The following is a 16,292-nucleotide window of genomic DNA, read 5'->3' as shown; positions in this document are numbered from 1 at the left end:
ATATGAGTATATAACGCGTTCGTCCGCGGAGATAAGGGCGAACCGGCCAGCCTTGAAATTTCCTTCTTGGGTCAAGGAAAGCAGGTTCCATAAAAATTTCTCATCGCACTTGAGCATTTCTTGAAATTCCATTAGGCCCCGGTTGGCTTTGTTCAATTCCCCGTCAAAACGGTACGCTCTCGGATCTGATTCAGAACCGTATTCCCCAATAGTCGAGAAATCCATGCTGCCCGTGAGATCGGCAATATCCTGTGACTTTGGGTCAGACGGGGCGAATGTGCCAATTCCGATTCGATTCTGTTCAGAGAGCAGTACCCTGACAACAGGGACGCGTTCAATGTCGCCGTCAAATTCTTGCTCTAGGCGGAAGCGGCAGACGGGGCACAGTGTGCCTTCGACATGCACACGATACTCAGCGACAAACTCTTCACGCAAGGACTCTGGAATCAGGTGAAGCGGTTCTTCATGCATCGGGCAGCCTTTGATCGCGTAGACTGCACCTTCGTCAGTGCGCGAGTACGCCTCAAGGCCCTTTTTCAACATGGTTACAATCGTCGATTTCCCACCGCTGACAGGCCCCATCAGCAGAAGCAACCGTTTCCGGACATCCAGCCGCTTGGCTGCTGGTTGAAAGTACTCCTCGACCAGTTTTTGAACCGCTTCTTCCAATCCAAACAACTCTTTATCAAAAAATGGATAGCTTGACATGTCACCTAATTTTTCACTGCCTGCTGACTGGATCATGTTGAAAATGCGAGCGTGAGCGTGCTGGGCAATCATCGGCCGTTGTTTGACGAGGTGGAGATAGTCCAAAAACGTTCCTTCCCATTGAAGCTGTTTCTTTTCAGCCCGGTAGGTTGTCAGCTTGTCCAAAATGCTCATCGTTCTTCCCTCCTTGGCAGATCAATATTCAGACAGGATGCCAAAAAGGCCCTCGTATCACACATACCGCCAAAGATGTCTTAGATCAATCGCAAGTGGATGGAGGGCCTTGTTCGCTATTATGATGTTGACCTGTCTTATTCCTATTATACCATTATTACGCGGAATTTTCTGTTTTTTTGTCGTATATGCAAGATCTTTCAAAATCGAGTAGGAGAGGGTGACTCCCCCCCCCCTTTCCTAAAGCTATTTCCCCTGTTCAACCAAGGCTATGATATAATCCTTTCTAGCAACCATTCTTTCATAATTTTCTAACAGCAGAGGTGGATACATTGTTAGAATCCATCAGAGAAGTATATCAAGCGACCCCATGGCTGGAAAACTTGCCAAACCAATGGGATCTTTTGAAAAAAGTCGGAACCCCGATGGAATGTAAAAAGGACACCATGATCTTCGAGCAGGACGACATAGCCGATTCCCTGTATTTGATTGCAAGTGGCAGAGTATGCCTCTATGCCAGCACGCCATCCGGTGAAGAAAAGGCTTTGGCCTTTATCGGAAAAAACGGCTTGATTGGAGAATACGACGCCTTAAGTAATCTGCCCCATACTACGAGCGCTATTACGGTTTCTAAAACGCTCCTCTACAAGACAAGCATCAGAGCGTTCAGAGAATTACTAAAGGAAAACTTTCATCTAGTAGAGCAGTTGCTCCATTTTGAGAGTCGTAAATACCGCTTACTGTGCGCCCAATCCTTACAGCTCAGCTACAGCAAAGCACCGCATCGCATTTGTGCCACCTTAATTCAACTGGCGCTCAATTACGGCTCTCCCCTTGAACATGACCAGATCAAGATTACCACTACCTTTACGCATCAAGAGGTGGCTAATCTCGTGGGCACGACGCGGATAACTGTGATCAACACGCTCAAATGGCTGGAACGACACCACATCCTTGTTAAACAAGACAAGTATTATGTGATAACGGACCTGCGTCGCCTGGAAGCACTCGTTCAAGATGAAACATGGAAGCTCAGTAAGCACGCTGAAGCATGATCGTTTGCTGACCTTCCTGTATCGCCTTGGCACCCATGTAGGCAAAAGCCTCAAGGTCGCTTGGCCTAATGACCGCAAATCGGTTTCCTGGCACCCAGCCCATAGGGAAAAAGGTTCGGCAATCTTGACCGTAAAAGCACCCCAGATCATAGATCGCCTGCGGGATACCGTTCCAGGCAAATGGCGGCATGAAGGTAAACAAGAGATCGCCTACCGCAGGAAAGCACGTTTGATTTTCCGGAACAATTTCATGCAGCGGCGTTGCAACGCAGCGCTCCTGCGGCAATTGGATGGACAGCTCCTTTCCCGTGTACATCGCGTGCTTGCAAAAAATTTGCAAAGGAGATTCGAGTATCTCCCAAATCGCCTTGCACGTAATCGGCGCTTTTTCCGTTAACAAATCTGCCCATATCTCAACCTGATGTTCTGGAAACGATAGTTTAATCTGATTTGGCATATTTTCTCTTCCTTCCATTAGACCACCCTCGGTTCTGGAATCAACGCATTTTGGCGAAAACGGTTCAGATGAAGCGGTGTGATATCGATAGTGGGTGTATTTCCAATGATCGTATCTGCTATGGTTTCTCCGATCGCAGGTGCCATCATAAAGCCATGCCCACTCATTCCAATCGCCTGATAGTATCCCGTTACTTCATCCACGCTGCCCAGAATCGCCTGATGGTCAGGTGTACTGTCGTAGGTGCCGTCCACATGGGTCCGGAACTCTACTTGTGCCAGGGGAGGAAACAGCTCCATGCCGATTTCTGCTGCCTTCATCTGGTAGTCAAAGCTATGGTATGGCGGCTTCATGTCATTCCCTAAATAGCTCAGATAGATCGTGCCGTCCGTCAGTTGCTTCGCCGCGAAACCTCTTTCAAATGATATTAGCAGCGGTTCTAAAAGGCGCTCCTCTATCCGATTGGTATACAAAATCCGGCGAACCTCTGGCTCAATCGGGATCTCCACTCCAATCGTTGCAGCCAGTTCTTTTGATCCGAGTCCGGCTGCATTGACGACCACTCTGCAATCGATTCTTCCCCGCCCCGTTTGTACGCCCACTACCTGATCTTTTTCCACGAGAACTTGCGGAACCTCATCCAGAATAAAACGGACCCCGAGTCGTTTGGCTGCTGCTGCAAAGCTGTTGGTCACATGATAAGCATCGTCGGCAAATCCATCGGTTGGACAGAATGAAGCAGACAAAAATGTGTCTGTATTCACGCCCGGAACAATTTCTCTGACTTCCTCCGGACTGATCATCTTGGTCGGGATACCCAAACTGTTTTGCAGGTGAATACTCGGTTGATAGTTTTGGGCTGCCTGTTCACTATGGAACAAGTACAAATAGCCTACCTGACGGAACATGATTTCATATTCCGGCTCCAGCTCGTCGTTAATCCGCCCATAAAATTGAGTGGCTGCCTTCGACATCAGGCAGTTGATTTCCGTCCCCCATTGCTGCCTGACACCACCGGGACAAATACCCGTTATTCCTGAGGAGATCCCTCCCTTATCAATCACCACGATATCCGAATAGCCTTTCTTTGCTAGAAAATAGGCGATGGAGCAGCCAATTACCCCCGCGCCGACAATGACGATTTCCGCGTTTTCTCTCAAGATGATGCCTCCCTCTCCTACGGTATTATCTAAAATGACAAGCTACGTAATGCTGATTCCCGATCTCCTTCTGAACTGGCTGGATTTCTTTGCAGATAGCCTCTGCTTCGGGACATCTGGAAAAAAATCGGCAACCCGCTGGCGGATCGACAGGGCTGGTCAAATCTCCTTTTAACAGAATTCTCTCCCGCTTGAATTCCGGATTGGAGGACGGGATCGCACTGATTAAGGCTCGTGTATACGGATGCTGTGGATTTTGGAAAAAATCGTCTTTGTCTGCTATCTCCACAATCTGGCCTAAGTACATCACCGCGATCCGATTGGAAATATGCTTTACCACACTCAAATTGTGTGTAATAAACAAATAAGTAAGGCCGTATTTTTGCTGCAAATCCTGAAACAGATTGAGCACCTGTGCCTGTACAGAAACATCAAGAGCTGATACCGCTTCATCCATGACCACTAGCTTGGGTCTGACAGCAAGTGCCCTAGCAATCCCGATCCGTTGACGTTGACCACCCGAAAACTGGTGCGGAAAATGATCCAGAAAATGCTTCCCCAATCCTACCTCATAGAGCAAATCCTCCATGAACGCTTCTCGCTCATTCTCACCGACTACCTGATGCAGCTTGATCGCTTCTCCAATGATGCTGCGAATTGTCAGGCGGGGATTGAGCGAGGCATAAGGGTCCTGAAAAACGATTTGCATGTCTTTTCGCTTTTCTTTGAGCGCTTTTTTATTCAGACGATATAAATCCTGTCCATCCAGCATGACCTCGCCTTTTGTCGCTTCAATTAAGCGCAGGATTGCCCGGCCTGTCGTCGATTTCCCGCAACCGGACTCACCGACAAGTCCCAACACTTCCCCACGTGGAATGGAAAAACTGACGTTATCCACCGCTTTCAAATAACTATTCGTCTTGGAAAAGAGCCCTTTTTTCATGGGGAACCATTTGACGAGATTTTTCACTTCGAGTATGTTTTCTTTCTGCATCGCTTGGTCCTCTCCTTACGTCTGTGACGATTCCCACCGCTCTGTGTACTTCCAGCAACTGACCTGACTCCCCTCATATTCGATCAGCGGCGGCTCTTCTATTTCACAGAGATTCTGCTTTTCATCGCATCTGGTACAAAAGCGACACCCCTTTGGCATTTCACGCAAGGTAGGTACGACACCTCTGATTGCTTGCAAGCGCTCGCGGGTCTGTTCCAGTGTAGGGATAGAATTCATCAGTCCCTGGGAGTACGGATGAAGCGGCTGGCGGAAAAAGCGTCTGACCTCTGCATATTCCACCACTTTTCCAGCGTACATGACTGCTACATGATCGGCTGCTTCGGCAACCACACCCAGATCGTGCGTAATCAGAAGTATGGAGGTTTGCAAACGATCCTTTAAATCACGCATCAGATCGAGAATTTGGGCCTGAGTCGTCACATCCAGCGCAGTCGTTGGTTCATCTGCGATCAGTAGATCAGGCTGGCAGGAGAGAGCCATGGCAATCATGACCCTCTGTCTCATCCCCCCGGAAAGCTGATGCGGGTAATCGTTCACTCTTTTCTCAGGGGAAGGGATTCCTACTAGCCGTAGCATGTCGATCGTTTTCTCCCGCGCCGCTTTTTTATCCAATTGCTGGTGGAGGCGAAGCACCTCCATAATTTGCTCGCCTACGGAATAAACGGGGTTCAACGAAGTCATCGGCTCCTGAAAGATCATTGAAATCTCATTGCCCCGGATGGCGCGAATCTCTTCTTCACGCAGCTCCAGCAGATTTTTGCCCTTGAATAAAATCTCACCGCTCACAGATTTTCCAGGGGAGGGGATCAGGTTGATGATCGCCAGCGAAGTCAAGCTCTTGCCACTGCCTGACTCGCCTACAACGCCCAAGGTCTCCCCTTTTTTCAACATAAGACTGACCTTATCAAGTGCTGGGAGAAATCCATCCTCCGTGTAAAAACCGGTACAGAGCTGTTTAATCTCCAGTAAATTTTCACTCATAGTACCACCTGCTTCCTACAGCCTGATCACTCGTGGTGTTTGTGTCAGCACCTGACATCCTTGTTCTGTCACCAGGACCATGTCTTCAATCCTGACTCCACCGACGTTTGGTACATATAAACCCGGCTCGACTGTGAACAACATACCCGGCTCAATCTGCGCTGGGTTATTCATCACTACACGGGGATATTCGTGTATATCCAAGCCAACGCCATGTCCCAATCCCCGCAAGCTGTACGCTTCGAGATCTGCCAGGGTAAACACGTCACGCGCCAGCTTATCCAGCTCATGACACGTTGCCGCTGGCTTGATACCTGCCACAGACAGCTCCAGCGCGCGATGTACACTATCAAACAGATTTTGCTGCTCGGGCTTTAATTCGCCAACGATAACGGTTCGCGTAATATCCGACCGGTATCCCTTCCACGTAGCGCCGAAGTCAATCACGATAAGGTCATTATGCTGAATCGTTCTCTCCGTCGGTTTCGCATGGGGTAGTGCAGAATTGGTGCCAGCTGCAACAATCGTATCGAATGCCGGAGCCTCGCTGCCGAGCCTTCGCATGAGGATTTCCAGTTCGACCGCAAGATCACGCTCGCTCACACCAGGACGGATAAAGTTACAAACTTCATCCAACGCGTTCTCGGCAATTTTCAGCGCAGTTTGAATGTATGCCACCTCTTCGTCATCTTTCACCGCACGAAGCTGAATGCACACATCTACACAAGGGACCCACTGGGCCGCGCTGATTTCCCGGCGAAGCGCTGTAATCTGAAAGTCCGTCATTTCCTTGGACTCATAGGCGATACTGGAAATCCCCAGCTGGCTGACCGCCTCGGCAATCGTTGCAAATGGGTCCAACCCGTGTATAAAAATCGTCCAACTCGCCGCTTCCTGCTTCGCTTGTTCGGTGTAGCGCTGATCGGTAATGAGGACCGCTTTTGTCGATGTAATCAAGAGGTATCCACTACTGCCGGTAAAGCCTGAGAAGTACTTGACGTTGTTTGACGCTTGGATGAAAAAAGCGTCAACGCCTTTTTCCCTGATGGCTTTGCGTATTTGTTCCAGTCTGTTCTTGCCCATTATTGGCTCACCGACCAATCCTTCGCGTTAAACGTAGGACCGCGGAAATCAGGATCAAATCCCCCCAGCCGCTTGTTCGCTACATATGGCGATTGTTGTTCGTACAGCGGAATCCAGATTTCGTCCTCTGCCAGCTTCTTGCCCACTTCCCAAATGAGATTTTTCCGTTTTTCCAGATCGACCTCGGCCACTTGCTGTTCCAGTAGCTGATCCACCTGCGGATCGGAATAGCTGACGAAATTGTATCCGTTCGGCGGCATGTATTTGCTGCCAAAGTAGCTGCGATATTCATCCGGGTCTGCTTCCACACCAAAGCCGAGAATGTACGCATGGTAATCGGCTGCTGTTACTTTTCGCTGCGTACCGTCCGTATTTTTCGGCAACAGCTTGGTGACCAGTGTAGGGAAATCGAGGGCGCGCAGCTCCATTTTGACGCCGATCTTTTCAAAGTTTTGCTTTAAGAGAGCAGCCGTTTTTTCACGTTCGGTTTTCCCAGTCGGCACTTCCAGTGTAAACGTCAGTTCCTTGCCGTTTTTTTCATAGATGCCTTTTCCGTTTTTCGCATATCCCGCTTCCTGCAGCAGCGCCTCCGCTTTTGCTGGATCATACGCATACTGCGATACGTTTGGATTATGCGACCAATGGTTGGAAGGAAAGACATCGAACGAGACTTTCCCATATTCACCCAGAATCGAACCCACAATCGACTGTTTATCAACTCCATAAGCCAGTGCCTGGCGCACTTTTTTGTCTTGGAAATGCTCGTTGAGTGCATTGAATCCGACGTAGTACATGGTCAGGTCATTGGAGAGCTTCAAATCCGCGTAGTCGAGTGATTGTACAGAAGGAATTTCGGCAATCGGCACGGGAGCGAGATCGACCTCTTTATTAATGAAGGCAGCCAGCATTGTGTTTGTATCTCCAAAGCGTGCCACGATCTTGTCCAGCTTGGGCGCTCCCTTGAAGTACTCTTTATTTGCTTTTAGCTCGATGTACTGTCCTGATTCCCATTTGACGAACTGGAATGAGCCCGTTCCTACAGGATTTCGATTAAAGGCATGTTTCGCCCATTCTTTTGGCGACACGTCTTTCAAGATATGCTCGGGAACAATTCCGATAAACAGCCCTGAGATGAACGGTGCGAATTTATCGGTCGTCGTAAACGAGATCGTGTTGTCGTCAATCACCTTGATTCCACTCACGTCTTGTGCTTTGCCTGCATGCACTTCTTCTGCTCCGACTACAGGAGATACTCGCCAGTAACCACCAGCATCGTATTCCGGCTTGGCGAGCGAAGCAAAGGTAAAGGCAACGTCTTTTGCGGTAAACGGTGTTCCATCGTGCCACTTCACATTCTTTTGAAGATGAAAGGTATATGTTTTCCCGTCTTCGGAAACATCCCATTTTTCTGCCAAGCTGCCGACCATTTTCAACTCCTTGTCGGGAATGACCAGGGAATCAAAAATCATGTGCGTCACAAACGTATCCGATGAAGTCGGCCATATATGCGGATTGAGATTGCCGGGCTCACTTTCAGAAGCGATGGTGAGGCTGCCGCCTTCTTTGGGCGCTGCTGCTTCACCGGAATCGGCTGGAGCTTGTGGCTGCGGGCTGGCTGTAGAAGCACAGCCCGCTGTGATTGAGAGAACAGCCGCAAGCAAGAGTGCAAGAAAAGATCCTTTTTTCACCTGTGTTACCCCCTAGTTTTTTGTCTTTGGATCAAGTGCATCACGCATGCCATCTCCAACCAGATTGATGGAGAGGATCGTCAAGAGAATGGCAATTCCCGGAGGAGCCCAAATCCACGGCTTGAATTGAAGCACCATAATTGAGGTGGCATCCTGCAGCATATTTCCCCAGCTAGGGATCGGCTGCTGCACTCCAACACCGAGAAAGCTCAAGGCTGATTCTGTAAGAATTGCTTCCGCTGTTTGCAATGTAGCCTGAACTGTAATCGGTGCCATAATGTTCGGCAGAATGTGCTTAAACACGATGACCAGGTTGTTTTGTCCCAGTGCCCGGACCGCTTCCACATACTCCATCTCCCTGATGCGAAGCACCTCTCCCCGCACCAAACGAGTCATCGTCGTCCAGCCAACCAACCCAATGATGATCATGACGTTGTAAATATTCGGCTCCAGCATGGTAGAAACGGAGATCACGAGGAAGAGAACTGGAAAACAGATGACGATATCGGTAATGCGCATGATGATCGTATCCACCCATTTTCCGTAATACCCAGCGAGCAAGCCGAGTACAACACCGATACAGGTTGAGATAGCAACAGCAACCAAAGCGACGCTGAGTGAAATTCGGCCTCCGTAGATCAGCCTGCTGAAAATATCCCGTCCCAGACTGTCTGTTCCTAGCCAATGCTCGCTGGACGGCTTTGCCAACACATTCAGCATGCCTGCCTCATTTTTTACCGATGAATACGGATCATGCGGTGCAAAGAGCGGTGCCAGCACGGCAGCCATGACGAGCACACAGAGGATAACGGCCCCGATCATCGCCAATTTGTTCTTTTTGAATCGTTTCCAGGCTTCTGCGACGATACTGTCTTTTTTCAGGTAAGAGATGGGTCCATTTACGGAGGTATTGCTTGCGAGTTCTGCATTTTGGCTCATTTTCATCTCCCCTTACGAATAGCGAATCCGCGGATCAGCCCATGCATAGGAAATATCTGCGATCAAGTTGCCTACAAGCACCAGAATCGAGGTAAACAGATTCAATGCCATGATCACCGGATATTCACGGCCCACAATCGCGGAGATCCCGAGACTCCCCATTCCTGGCCAGTTAAAAATGTGTTCTGTGATATAAGCACCACCAAACAGAAACGGAATGGAAAGCCCAAAAATCGTGATAACAGGAATTAATGCATTGCGCAGGGCATGTTTAAAAATAACCACTCGCTTATTGAGACCTTTGGCATGTGCCGTCCGGATAAAATCCAACGAGAAGACCTCCAGAAGGCTGGATCGCGTAAATCGCATGACAACCGCAACTGTAGGCAGCGCCAATACCGCGGCCGGTAAAATGATATGTTTGGCATAGTCGATGAACAAGGCTATACCGCTGAAGTCTTTCCCGATTGTTTTCATCCCCGAGGTAGGAAACCATCCGAGCTTTAGGGCAAAGAGAAAAATCAGTCCCAATCCAAAGAAAAACGACGGGATGGAAATACCCACCAGGGAGACTACCGTTAACATATAATCAGGCGTTTTGTTGCGGTATAACGCGGAATAAACACCTAGTGGAATCCCGATGACAAAGCTGAGCAAAAAGGCCGTACACGTAAGCAGCAATGTCGCTGGCAATCGTTCGATAATCAATTGCGTAACGGGTTGACCTGTTTTGATCGTATAACCGAGATTTCCCTGCAAAATTTCTTTCAGCCAATTGAAGTACTGATAGACGACCGGCTTGTTGAAGCCGAGCTCCTCTTGCACTTTTTGCATCTCGCTCAGCGGGATTTTTGGATTGATCATCGTTTGCATCGGATTCCCGGGCGCCAGCTGCATAATGAAAAAGGTAAGTAACGTAATTCCGATTATGATGGGAACAGCTTGCAAGAGCCGACGAAAAATATAGCTTCCCATGTTGTATCACCGCCTTATTGGCATTTCTACCAATTATGATTGAATGAGAATGAGTTCGTCCTGTCGTACACTGAGGTATTCGATACCTGTTTCTGTAACGAGGACATTTTCCTCGACGATAAAAGTCGGTCCGTCCTCCGGCAAAATGGTTGGTTCCAACGTAAACACCATGCCTGCCTCCACCACTCCATATGGTGCATGGCCATACCGCTCCCATCGCGGACCAAGTAACGTACCCCCATCATGAACGTCCCTGCCGATTTGATGTCCAGTGGCATGCGTAATTTCCGGCATCCCTCTCTCCAGCAGCAGGTTGCGGGCGACCAAATCTACCTCGTAACCTTGAACCCCGGGCTTCAAAGCTTTTCCAGCCGCCGTGATTGCCGCATGTGCTGCATCGAAGGCTGCTTGGATATGTGCTGGTGCTTTGGTTTCACCCGGTTTGAGGAAGTACACGGTTCGGGCAATATCGGAGACATAACCCTTATAATCAACGGCGAAATCCATGATCAGCAGATCCCCTGAAGCTACAATGGCTTCACCTGGAGGGCGATGAGCGATGCGCTCTTTCATCACGATCGGCATGGAAAGCGTGCGGTCTACCCCGTTAACTACCTCTCGCTTCTCCATGGCCCGGACAAACAACTGCCCGATTTCGATTTCTGACATGCCTACCTGCAATTGCGCAAAAATCTCTTCGTAAATTTCCTGCGTAATGACAATTGCTTGCTTGATTCTTTCTACCTCTAGCGCCGTCTTGATGCTTCGCAATTTTTCCAAAAAGGATTCCGCTGAGACAAGATCACCTGTGAAGCAGTCCTTCAATACATCGCAGAGCCAGCGATAGCGGCCCGTCGTCAACCCATCAGCCAGGTTTTCCTTGCGCGAGTAATTCAGTGCGATCGTTTTCGGCTGTTGTTCTGCCACAAACGCTTGCAAGGTTTGACTTAATTCCGTGGGATATTTCAGCACCTGATCAAACAAGTTTGATTCCTCGATATCCTGTGCGTCTATGCTGCTGCACATGGCGTACTTTTGGCCGTCCTTGCAAATGATAAACGCGGCTGGCCCCACTGATTTCACTCCTGTAATCAACGGCAGGCAAGGATCGCTTCCCTCACTGGTCAAGATCAGCCACATGTCGATATCACTGTCCTGTAAATACTGCACGGCTTGCTCCATTTTTTGTTGATTGATGACATATTCCATCTACCATTCCACCTCACGATTCCAAACAGATTTGTCGTAATGTTTCGGCAATCATCTGGGTACCAAACAATAGGGAGCTGACTGTGATCGCTTCGTTCGGGTTATGTACTTTTTGCAGGACATCAGCAAAGGGCAACTCTTTTAGTAGCGGAGAAAAACCATATACGTCAGATCCTTGTGTTCCTAGAAAGCGTCCGTCCGTTCTGCCTAGGGCAAGAATCGGGAGCAGTGTGACTTGCGGATCATGCTGGCGCAAAAAGTGTTCAAATTGGTTCATGACAACCGAGTCGTCAAGTCGGCTCTCAAAGCCCCCTTCGAAGCTGTCGATCTGATAACGGAGTCCAAATTCCCCGCACCACTTTTGCAGCAGTTCCTCCACGTACGCTTGCTTAACATGCGGCAAAAGCCGAAATTCGAGCTGTGCCTGAGCTTTGTAAGCGATGACATTAATCCGTTCCCCGACCTGCACGCTATTTACAGCGACACTGTTTTTCAGGACATACTGACGCAAATTTTGCAGAGTTGCGTCCATAACGTCCGCAGTGTCTGCAGCATCCGCAACCGTCAGGCTATCAGTTGGAGCCTCCGTCGCTTTGCCTTTGCACACCTTATCGAAAAAGTGCTTGCCCACTCCGACGACCTCTTCCGGGAAGGTATAAGCTGTGATGTACGCAATTGCCTTCGCAAGCTTTTGGATGGCCTGCTCCTCAGGCGGGCAAGAAGCATGACCACCTTGCCCTGCAGCAAACAATGTGGCTCTGCATACGCCCTTCTCACCAGCCGTGTAGAGCATGTAGTCCCTACCTCCAGCGGATAAGTAGAAGCCGCCGCCTTCATTGATCACCCATCCTTTTGGAAACCACTGTGGATAGTGCTGAATGAGGTATTTCATCCCCAACCTGCTGCCTTGCTCCTCATCAGCTGTGGCAATGAAATTCACATCCCTGTTGCTTTCCACGGCCGCTCGCTTCAGCAGGATGAGGGCCATCAGCTCCATGACGACGAGATTTTTGGTATCCAGGGCGCCTCTCCCGAAAATCCAGCCATCTTCTTCTACAGCGGAAAAAGGCGGATGAATCCATTGTTCCTCGCCAGCTGCTACCACATCCAGGTGAGATATCAAAAGGATCGGGGGTTCTTGACCTCCTTTTATCTTGGCGAGAAGATTCCCACGTCCCGGCTCGCTCTCGACGATCGTACTCTCGATCCCCTCAGATGCCAGCACCTCTGCGAGATAAAGCGCCGCTTCTGTCTCATTTCCCGAGGGAGCCGACGTATTGATCCTGATCAGCTCTTTGAAGCGTGTCACCACTTCCTCTTCCAGACCGTTCGTCCACTCGATCGAAGACATGATTTCCTCCTATGATTCACAAGCGATTGTGACAAGCTCCACCTGTCTTTTACTTAAAATTTTTGCTCCCTGATCGGTAATGAGGACATTCTCTTCTACAAGGATGCAGGGCAATCCATCGTCTTGGATGACAGTTGGTTCGATGGCGTAAATCTCCCCCGCCTGCACGATCCCTTCAACTGCCGGTCTAGGCGGTGTGCGGCGCGGCCCCAGCGTCGTTCCTCCATCATGCGTTTCCCTGCCTACCTGATGTCCTGTGGAATGGCGAATCGTCGGGTAGCCCGCTGCTTCAATCACTTGACGGGCTTTCGTGTCCACCTCGTAGCCCTTCACGCCCGGTCGGATGAAATCAATCGCCGTAGTGATCGCTTCAATCGCCGTCTGGAATGCGCGTCTGATCTCCTCGGGCGCCTCTGTTTCCCCCGGCTGCAGTAAGTATACCGTTCGGGCAATGTCCGAGACGTATTCTTTGTACTTGAGTGAAAAATCGATGATGACGATATCGCCTGGAATCGTCTTGTGATCTCCCGGCTTCCGATGGGCCAGACCATTTCGTACCGTGCAAACCAGTGGCGGATCATGCGGATGTCCCAAGCCATTGGAAAGGCCGCGCTTTTTCATTCCCTGCACGAACAGCTCCCCAATCTCGATTTCCGTCATGCCGCAAACAATCTGGGAAAATACTTCCTCGTAAATTTCGATCGTGTAGTCTATCGCTTGTTGAATGCACGCAATCTCGGCAGGAGACTTTACGCTGCGCAGCTCTTTTAAGATCTCTTCACTCGATACCTCAATCGCTTGCAAACGTTCCTTGCCCAGCAACTCTTCCAGCCACAAGTACAACCCGAGTGTCAATCCGTCGCATAAATGATCGTGACTGGAAATATTGAGGGCCAGCTTTTGCGGAGCGAGCTTCTCCAACTCCTGAATAAATACCCCATCTAGACTGGAGTAATAAGGAATCACTTCGGCAAACAGCCCGGTTCCCTCATAGTTTCCTTTATCGCTTACGGTCGAGATGACTTTATGCCGTCCATTTCGATTGATAAAAATAGCTGCCGTGTGAAACGAGCGGATACCAAACAGCAACGGCATGCTTGGGTCCGACCCCTCTCTAGTCAACACCAGCCAGGAATCTACTCCCGCCTTTTCCAGGAGAGTTGCGGCATGATCGAGCTTTTCTTTCGCAATCCGATATTGTTCCTGCACCATCTGATTACTCTCCTCTCGCCATGAACTGGCCGATTGATTCGTATAATATCTTGATTCCAAACACAAGTGAGTCCAGCGGGATACGTTCATTGATCCCGTGCACCATCGGAAGCACCTTTTCAAATGTGACATCAGGCAGCATGGGAGAAAAACCAAACACGCGCGATTGATATGGAAGCAGATGGCGACCATCACTACTGCCGGTGGCGATAAATGGCACTACTTTGCTTCCCGCAATCTCGGATCGTATCCGTTGGTCAAAAATAGCAAACAACGGACTTTCGAAATCGGATTCGTAGCCTTGGGTGAAGCTCTCGATTTGCCAGGAAACAGGCAGGTCTTGCACCAATTGCGAGAGCTTTTCTTCGACTTGTTCCCTCGTAACACCAGGCAACAGACGGCAGTCTACATGGATGACTGCTTCACCTAGGGGCTGTCTCGCAAGCCTGCCACCCTTCCATATCGTTGGCGCCATCGTATTTTCTGTCATCGCACGCAATACGTTTGTCATGAACGGGCTGACGTACGGCTTAAGGAGGTGCAATTTCTCCTCCATCGAAGCAGTCTTCGCCTCATCCAACTGACAGCTTCTCAATAGTTCATCTACGAGGTATTGCGTTGTTTTTGGCGGTGAATTCCCCCAACGAGCCTCAGTAATTCGTTGAACGAGCTGGGCCGCCGCATGCATGGGGCGATTGTCCACGTAATAGGGTGTCGACTGACTGTTTTCCACATGAAAGAAAATCTGGCAAATTCCCTTCTGGCCCGTTTCGCAGAGGTAGTGGGGAACTTCGTTTACAAGGATGGGGAAACCGCCCCCTTCACTAATTACGTGCTTGTCACGAAAGATTTCACCCTGCTCTTCCAGCAGCTTCAGCAGGCCATATGTGCTTCCGCTCTCTTCATCCGCTGTGGCTACCAGCAAAATGTCATTTGCGAATGTACGGTTATCCCTTTTTAGGAGAATGAGCGCCATCAGCTCCATAATCGTTAACTGCTTGGTGTCAATTGTTCCGCGTCCCCACAGGACATCATCGACAATCTCACCGGAAAAAGGGGCAATATCCCAATCCTTCTCATCTGCACCGACTACGTCGAGATGAGAGAGCAAAAGCAGAGAGCTGCGACTGGGGTCTGTCATCGCTTGGGCTGCCCGTTGCTGAAAGGAGATCAGAAGATTGCCCCTCCCGTCTGCGGTTTCTTGAATGTGGGCATCTAGGCCGTTTTCCCGGGCAAGCTCTGCCAGATAGCGCGCTGCCGCCAACTCATTTCCTGGAGGATTCGTCGTATTGATTTGAATCAGCTTTTGCAAATAGCCGGCTGCTTCGGCTTTTACTTGCTGCCATTGGATCGACATGGGATCAGTCCTTTTTCACTGCTTATCCGACGAGATGTTTTAATATTTGGTAATATTTGAATTTTTCACGATCTTACCATAGCTGAAAGAAGGGCATGGGTAAAATATTTTACAGAGTTGCTCAAATCCGAAAACATCTACAAGAAAACGAAACGAAGAATCCAAGCGGGCTCTTTTAAAAGCACTCATCATTTCAGGAGCAGATGATCTACAGGAAAATCTTGCACGCATGGGATTTGGACGCCGTGGAAATGACAATCTCAACAACGTAGAACAAGTATTTATCGAAAAACCCCAAAAAGGAACCTATACAGTTACTGTAAGTGGATATAACATCCCTAAAGGCCCCCAACCTTTTTGCTTTAGCAACCAATGGGGAAAAGTCATCATAACTGATACTGGAAGTCATTCTTACAGCTAGTGCTGTTTTCTCAAAGGACTCCATCAAGGTAACCGTGAAAGGGAAAGTTGATTCGAGTGTAAGCTCCGTGAAGCTGAATGCTCCGGGAATAAAAAATGCTACGGCGAAAGTAAGTAAATCTTCCTTCTCCTATAGCAAAACCGTAAAAGCAGCAAGTTATGTTCTGGAAAAAAAGCTTGTTCCACTTTCTTTATCGAAAAATGCATTCTCTGACTCGATTTCATCCAAAACGTCATTGAAAGAGCTCTCCGTAATTGCAATGGATAAATCGGAAAATAATGAAATTATTCGGGTTAAACCCGTGAATGAAGAATGAAAAGCAGGCTCCCTTGCATAGAGGGCCTGCTCATTTTGTGTCACCACTTCTTCCTAGACCGACTTCATATACCGATACATTGCGTAATCCGTACGCTCCTTCCGTATGGATAATCAGACAGGCAAGCCTCGCGCTACCCAGCACAGCACTGAAATGATATTTTGTTCGTCTTCAAAATACTCGACGATAAC

14 protein-coding genes and 1 pseudogene are annotated in these 16,292 nt (G+C 49.1%); 2 read left to right on the top strand and 13 right to left on the bottom strand.

The features are described from left to right. Positions 1-882 (bottom strand): annotated as a pseudogene (locus tag ACIFQN_RS28190) (protein prkA); the annotation flags it as partial. Between the two features lie 332 nt (positions 883-1,214). On the opposite strand from ACIFQN_RS28190, the gene ACIFQN_RS28185 reads away from it, so the two are divergent. Next, positions 1,215-1,937: a Crp/Fnr family transcriptional regulator gene (locus tag ACIFQN_RS28185; RefSeq protein WP_429836361.1), complete on the top strand. Its 723-nt coding sequence runs from the start codon at positions 1,215-1,217 to the stop codon at positions 1,935-1,937. Here the strand turns inward: ACIFQN_RS28185 and ACIFQN_RS28180 are convergent. The 12 genes from ACIFQN_RS28180 to ACIFQN_RS28125 are packed head-to-tail and all read right to left on the bottom strand — an operon-like array spanning position 1,915 to position 15,364. After that, on the bottom strand, positions 1,915-2,394 hold the full coding sequence (locus tag ACIFQN_RS28180; protein WP_429836360.1) for a DUF3830 family protein: 480 nt from the start codon (positions 2,392-2,394) through the stop codon (positions 1,915-1,917). The two genes, ACIFQN_RS28185 and ACIFQN_RS28180, sit on opposite strands and share 23 nt — an antisense overlap. A gap of 17 nt (positions 2,395-2,411) precedes the next feature. Then, positions 2,412-3,554 (bottom strand): NAD(P)/FAD-dependent oxidoreductase, encoded by a 1,143-nt coding sequence (locus ACIFQN_RS28175; protein ID WP_429836359.1) that lies wholly within the window; start codon positions 3,552-3,554, stop codon positions 2,412-2,414. A gap of 25 nt (positions 3,555-3,579) precedes the next feature. Continuing rightward, positions 3,580-4,548, bottom strand: a complete 969-nt coding sequence (locus ACIFQN_RS28170; protein ID WP_429836358.1) for an ABC transporter ATP-binding protein — start codon at positions 4,546-4,548, stop codon at positions 3,580-3,582. Positions 4,549-4,563: 15 nt separating this feature from the next. Then, complete coding sequence (locus ACIFQN_RS28165; RefSeq protein WP_429836357.1) at positions 4,564-5,550, bottom strand: ABC transporter ATP-binding protein; 987 nt, start codon at positions 5,548-5,550, stop codon at positions 4,564-4,566. Between the two features lie 15 nt (positions 5,551-5,565). Then, a complete protein-coding gene (locus ACIFQN_RS28160) occupies positions 5,566-6,633 on the bottom strand; it encodes a M24 family metallopeptidase (protein ID WP_429836356.1) in 1,068 nt (355 codons plus the stop codon). Beyond that, positions 6,633-8,321, bottom strand: coding sequence for an ABC transporter substrate-binding protein (locus ACIFQN_RS28155; RefSeq protein ID WP_429836355.1), 1,689 nt, complete (start codon positions 8,319-8,321; stop codon positions 6,633-6,635). Before ACIFQN_RS28155 ends, ACIFQN_RS28160 begins: the two co-directional genes overlap by 1 nt. 12 nt (positions 8,322-8,333) lie before the next feature. Then, on the bottom strand, positions 8,334-9,260 hold the full coding sequence (gene opp4C, locus ACIFQN_RS28150) for an oligopeptide ABC transporter permease (RefSeq protein WP_429836354.1): 927 nt from the start codon (positions 9,258-9,260) through the stop codon (positions 8,334-8,336). A 12-nt stretch (positions 9,261-9,272) separates the two neighbouring features. Then, positions 9,273-10,235 (bottom strand): ABC transporter permease, encoded by a 963-nt coding sequence (locus ACIFQN_RS28145; protein ID WP_429836353.1) that lies wholly within the window; start codon positions 10,233-10,235, stop codon positions 9,273-9,275. Between the two features lie 33 nt (positions 10,236-10,268). After that, positions 10,269-11,444 (bottom strand): M24 family metallopeptidase, encoded by a 1,176-nt coding sequence (locus ACIFQN_RS28140; RefSeq protein ID WP_429836352.1) that lies wholly within the window; start codon positions 11,442-11,444, stop codon positions 10,269-10,271. Between the two features lie 13 nt (positions 11,445-11,457). After that, positions 11,458-12,795, bottom strand: coding sequence for a M20/M25/M40 family metallo-hydrolase (locus ACIFQN_RS28135; RefSeq protein ID WP_429836351.1), 1,338 nt, complete (start codon positions 12,793-12,795; stop codon positions 11,458-11,460). 9 nt (positions 12,796-12,804) lie between these two features. Beyond that, the gene (locus ACIFQN_RS28130) at positions 12,805-14,007 is read right to left on the bottom strand and encodes a M24 family metallopeptidase (RefSeq protein ID WP_429836350.1); all 1,203 of its coding nucleotides are present in this window, start codon (positions 14,005-14,007) and stop codon (positions 12,805-12,807) included. A gap of 4 nt (positions 14,008-14,011) precedes the next feature. Further along, on the bottom strand, positions 14,012-15,364 hold the full coding sequence (locus ACIFQN_RS28125) for a M20/M25/M40 family metallo-hydrolase (RefSeq protein ID WP_429836349.1): 1,353 nt from the start codon (positions 15,362-15,364) through the stop codon (positions 14,012-14,014). Between the two features lie 488 nt (positions 15,365-15,852). On the opposite strand from ACIFQN_RS28125, the gene ACIFQN_RS28120 reads away from it, so the two are divergent. Next, positions 15,853-16,101 carry a hypothetical protein gene (locus tag ACIFQN_RS28120; protein WP_429836348.1) on the top strand — a complete coding sequence of 83 codons (249 nt, stop codon included), beginning with the start codon at positions 15,853-15,855 and terminating at the stop codon, positions 16,099-16,101. Positions 16,102-16,292: the final 191 nt, after the last annotated feature.

The sequence above is a fragment of the Brevibacillus sp. NRS-1366 genome, assembly GCF_050467985.1.
This window is presented reverse-complemented; position numbering and strand designations above follow the sequence as displayed.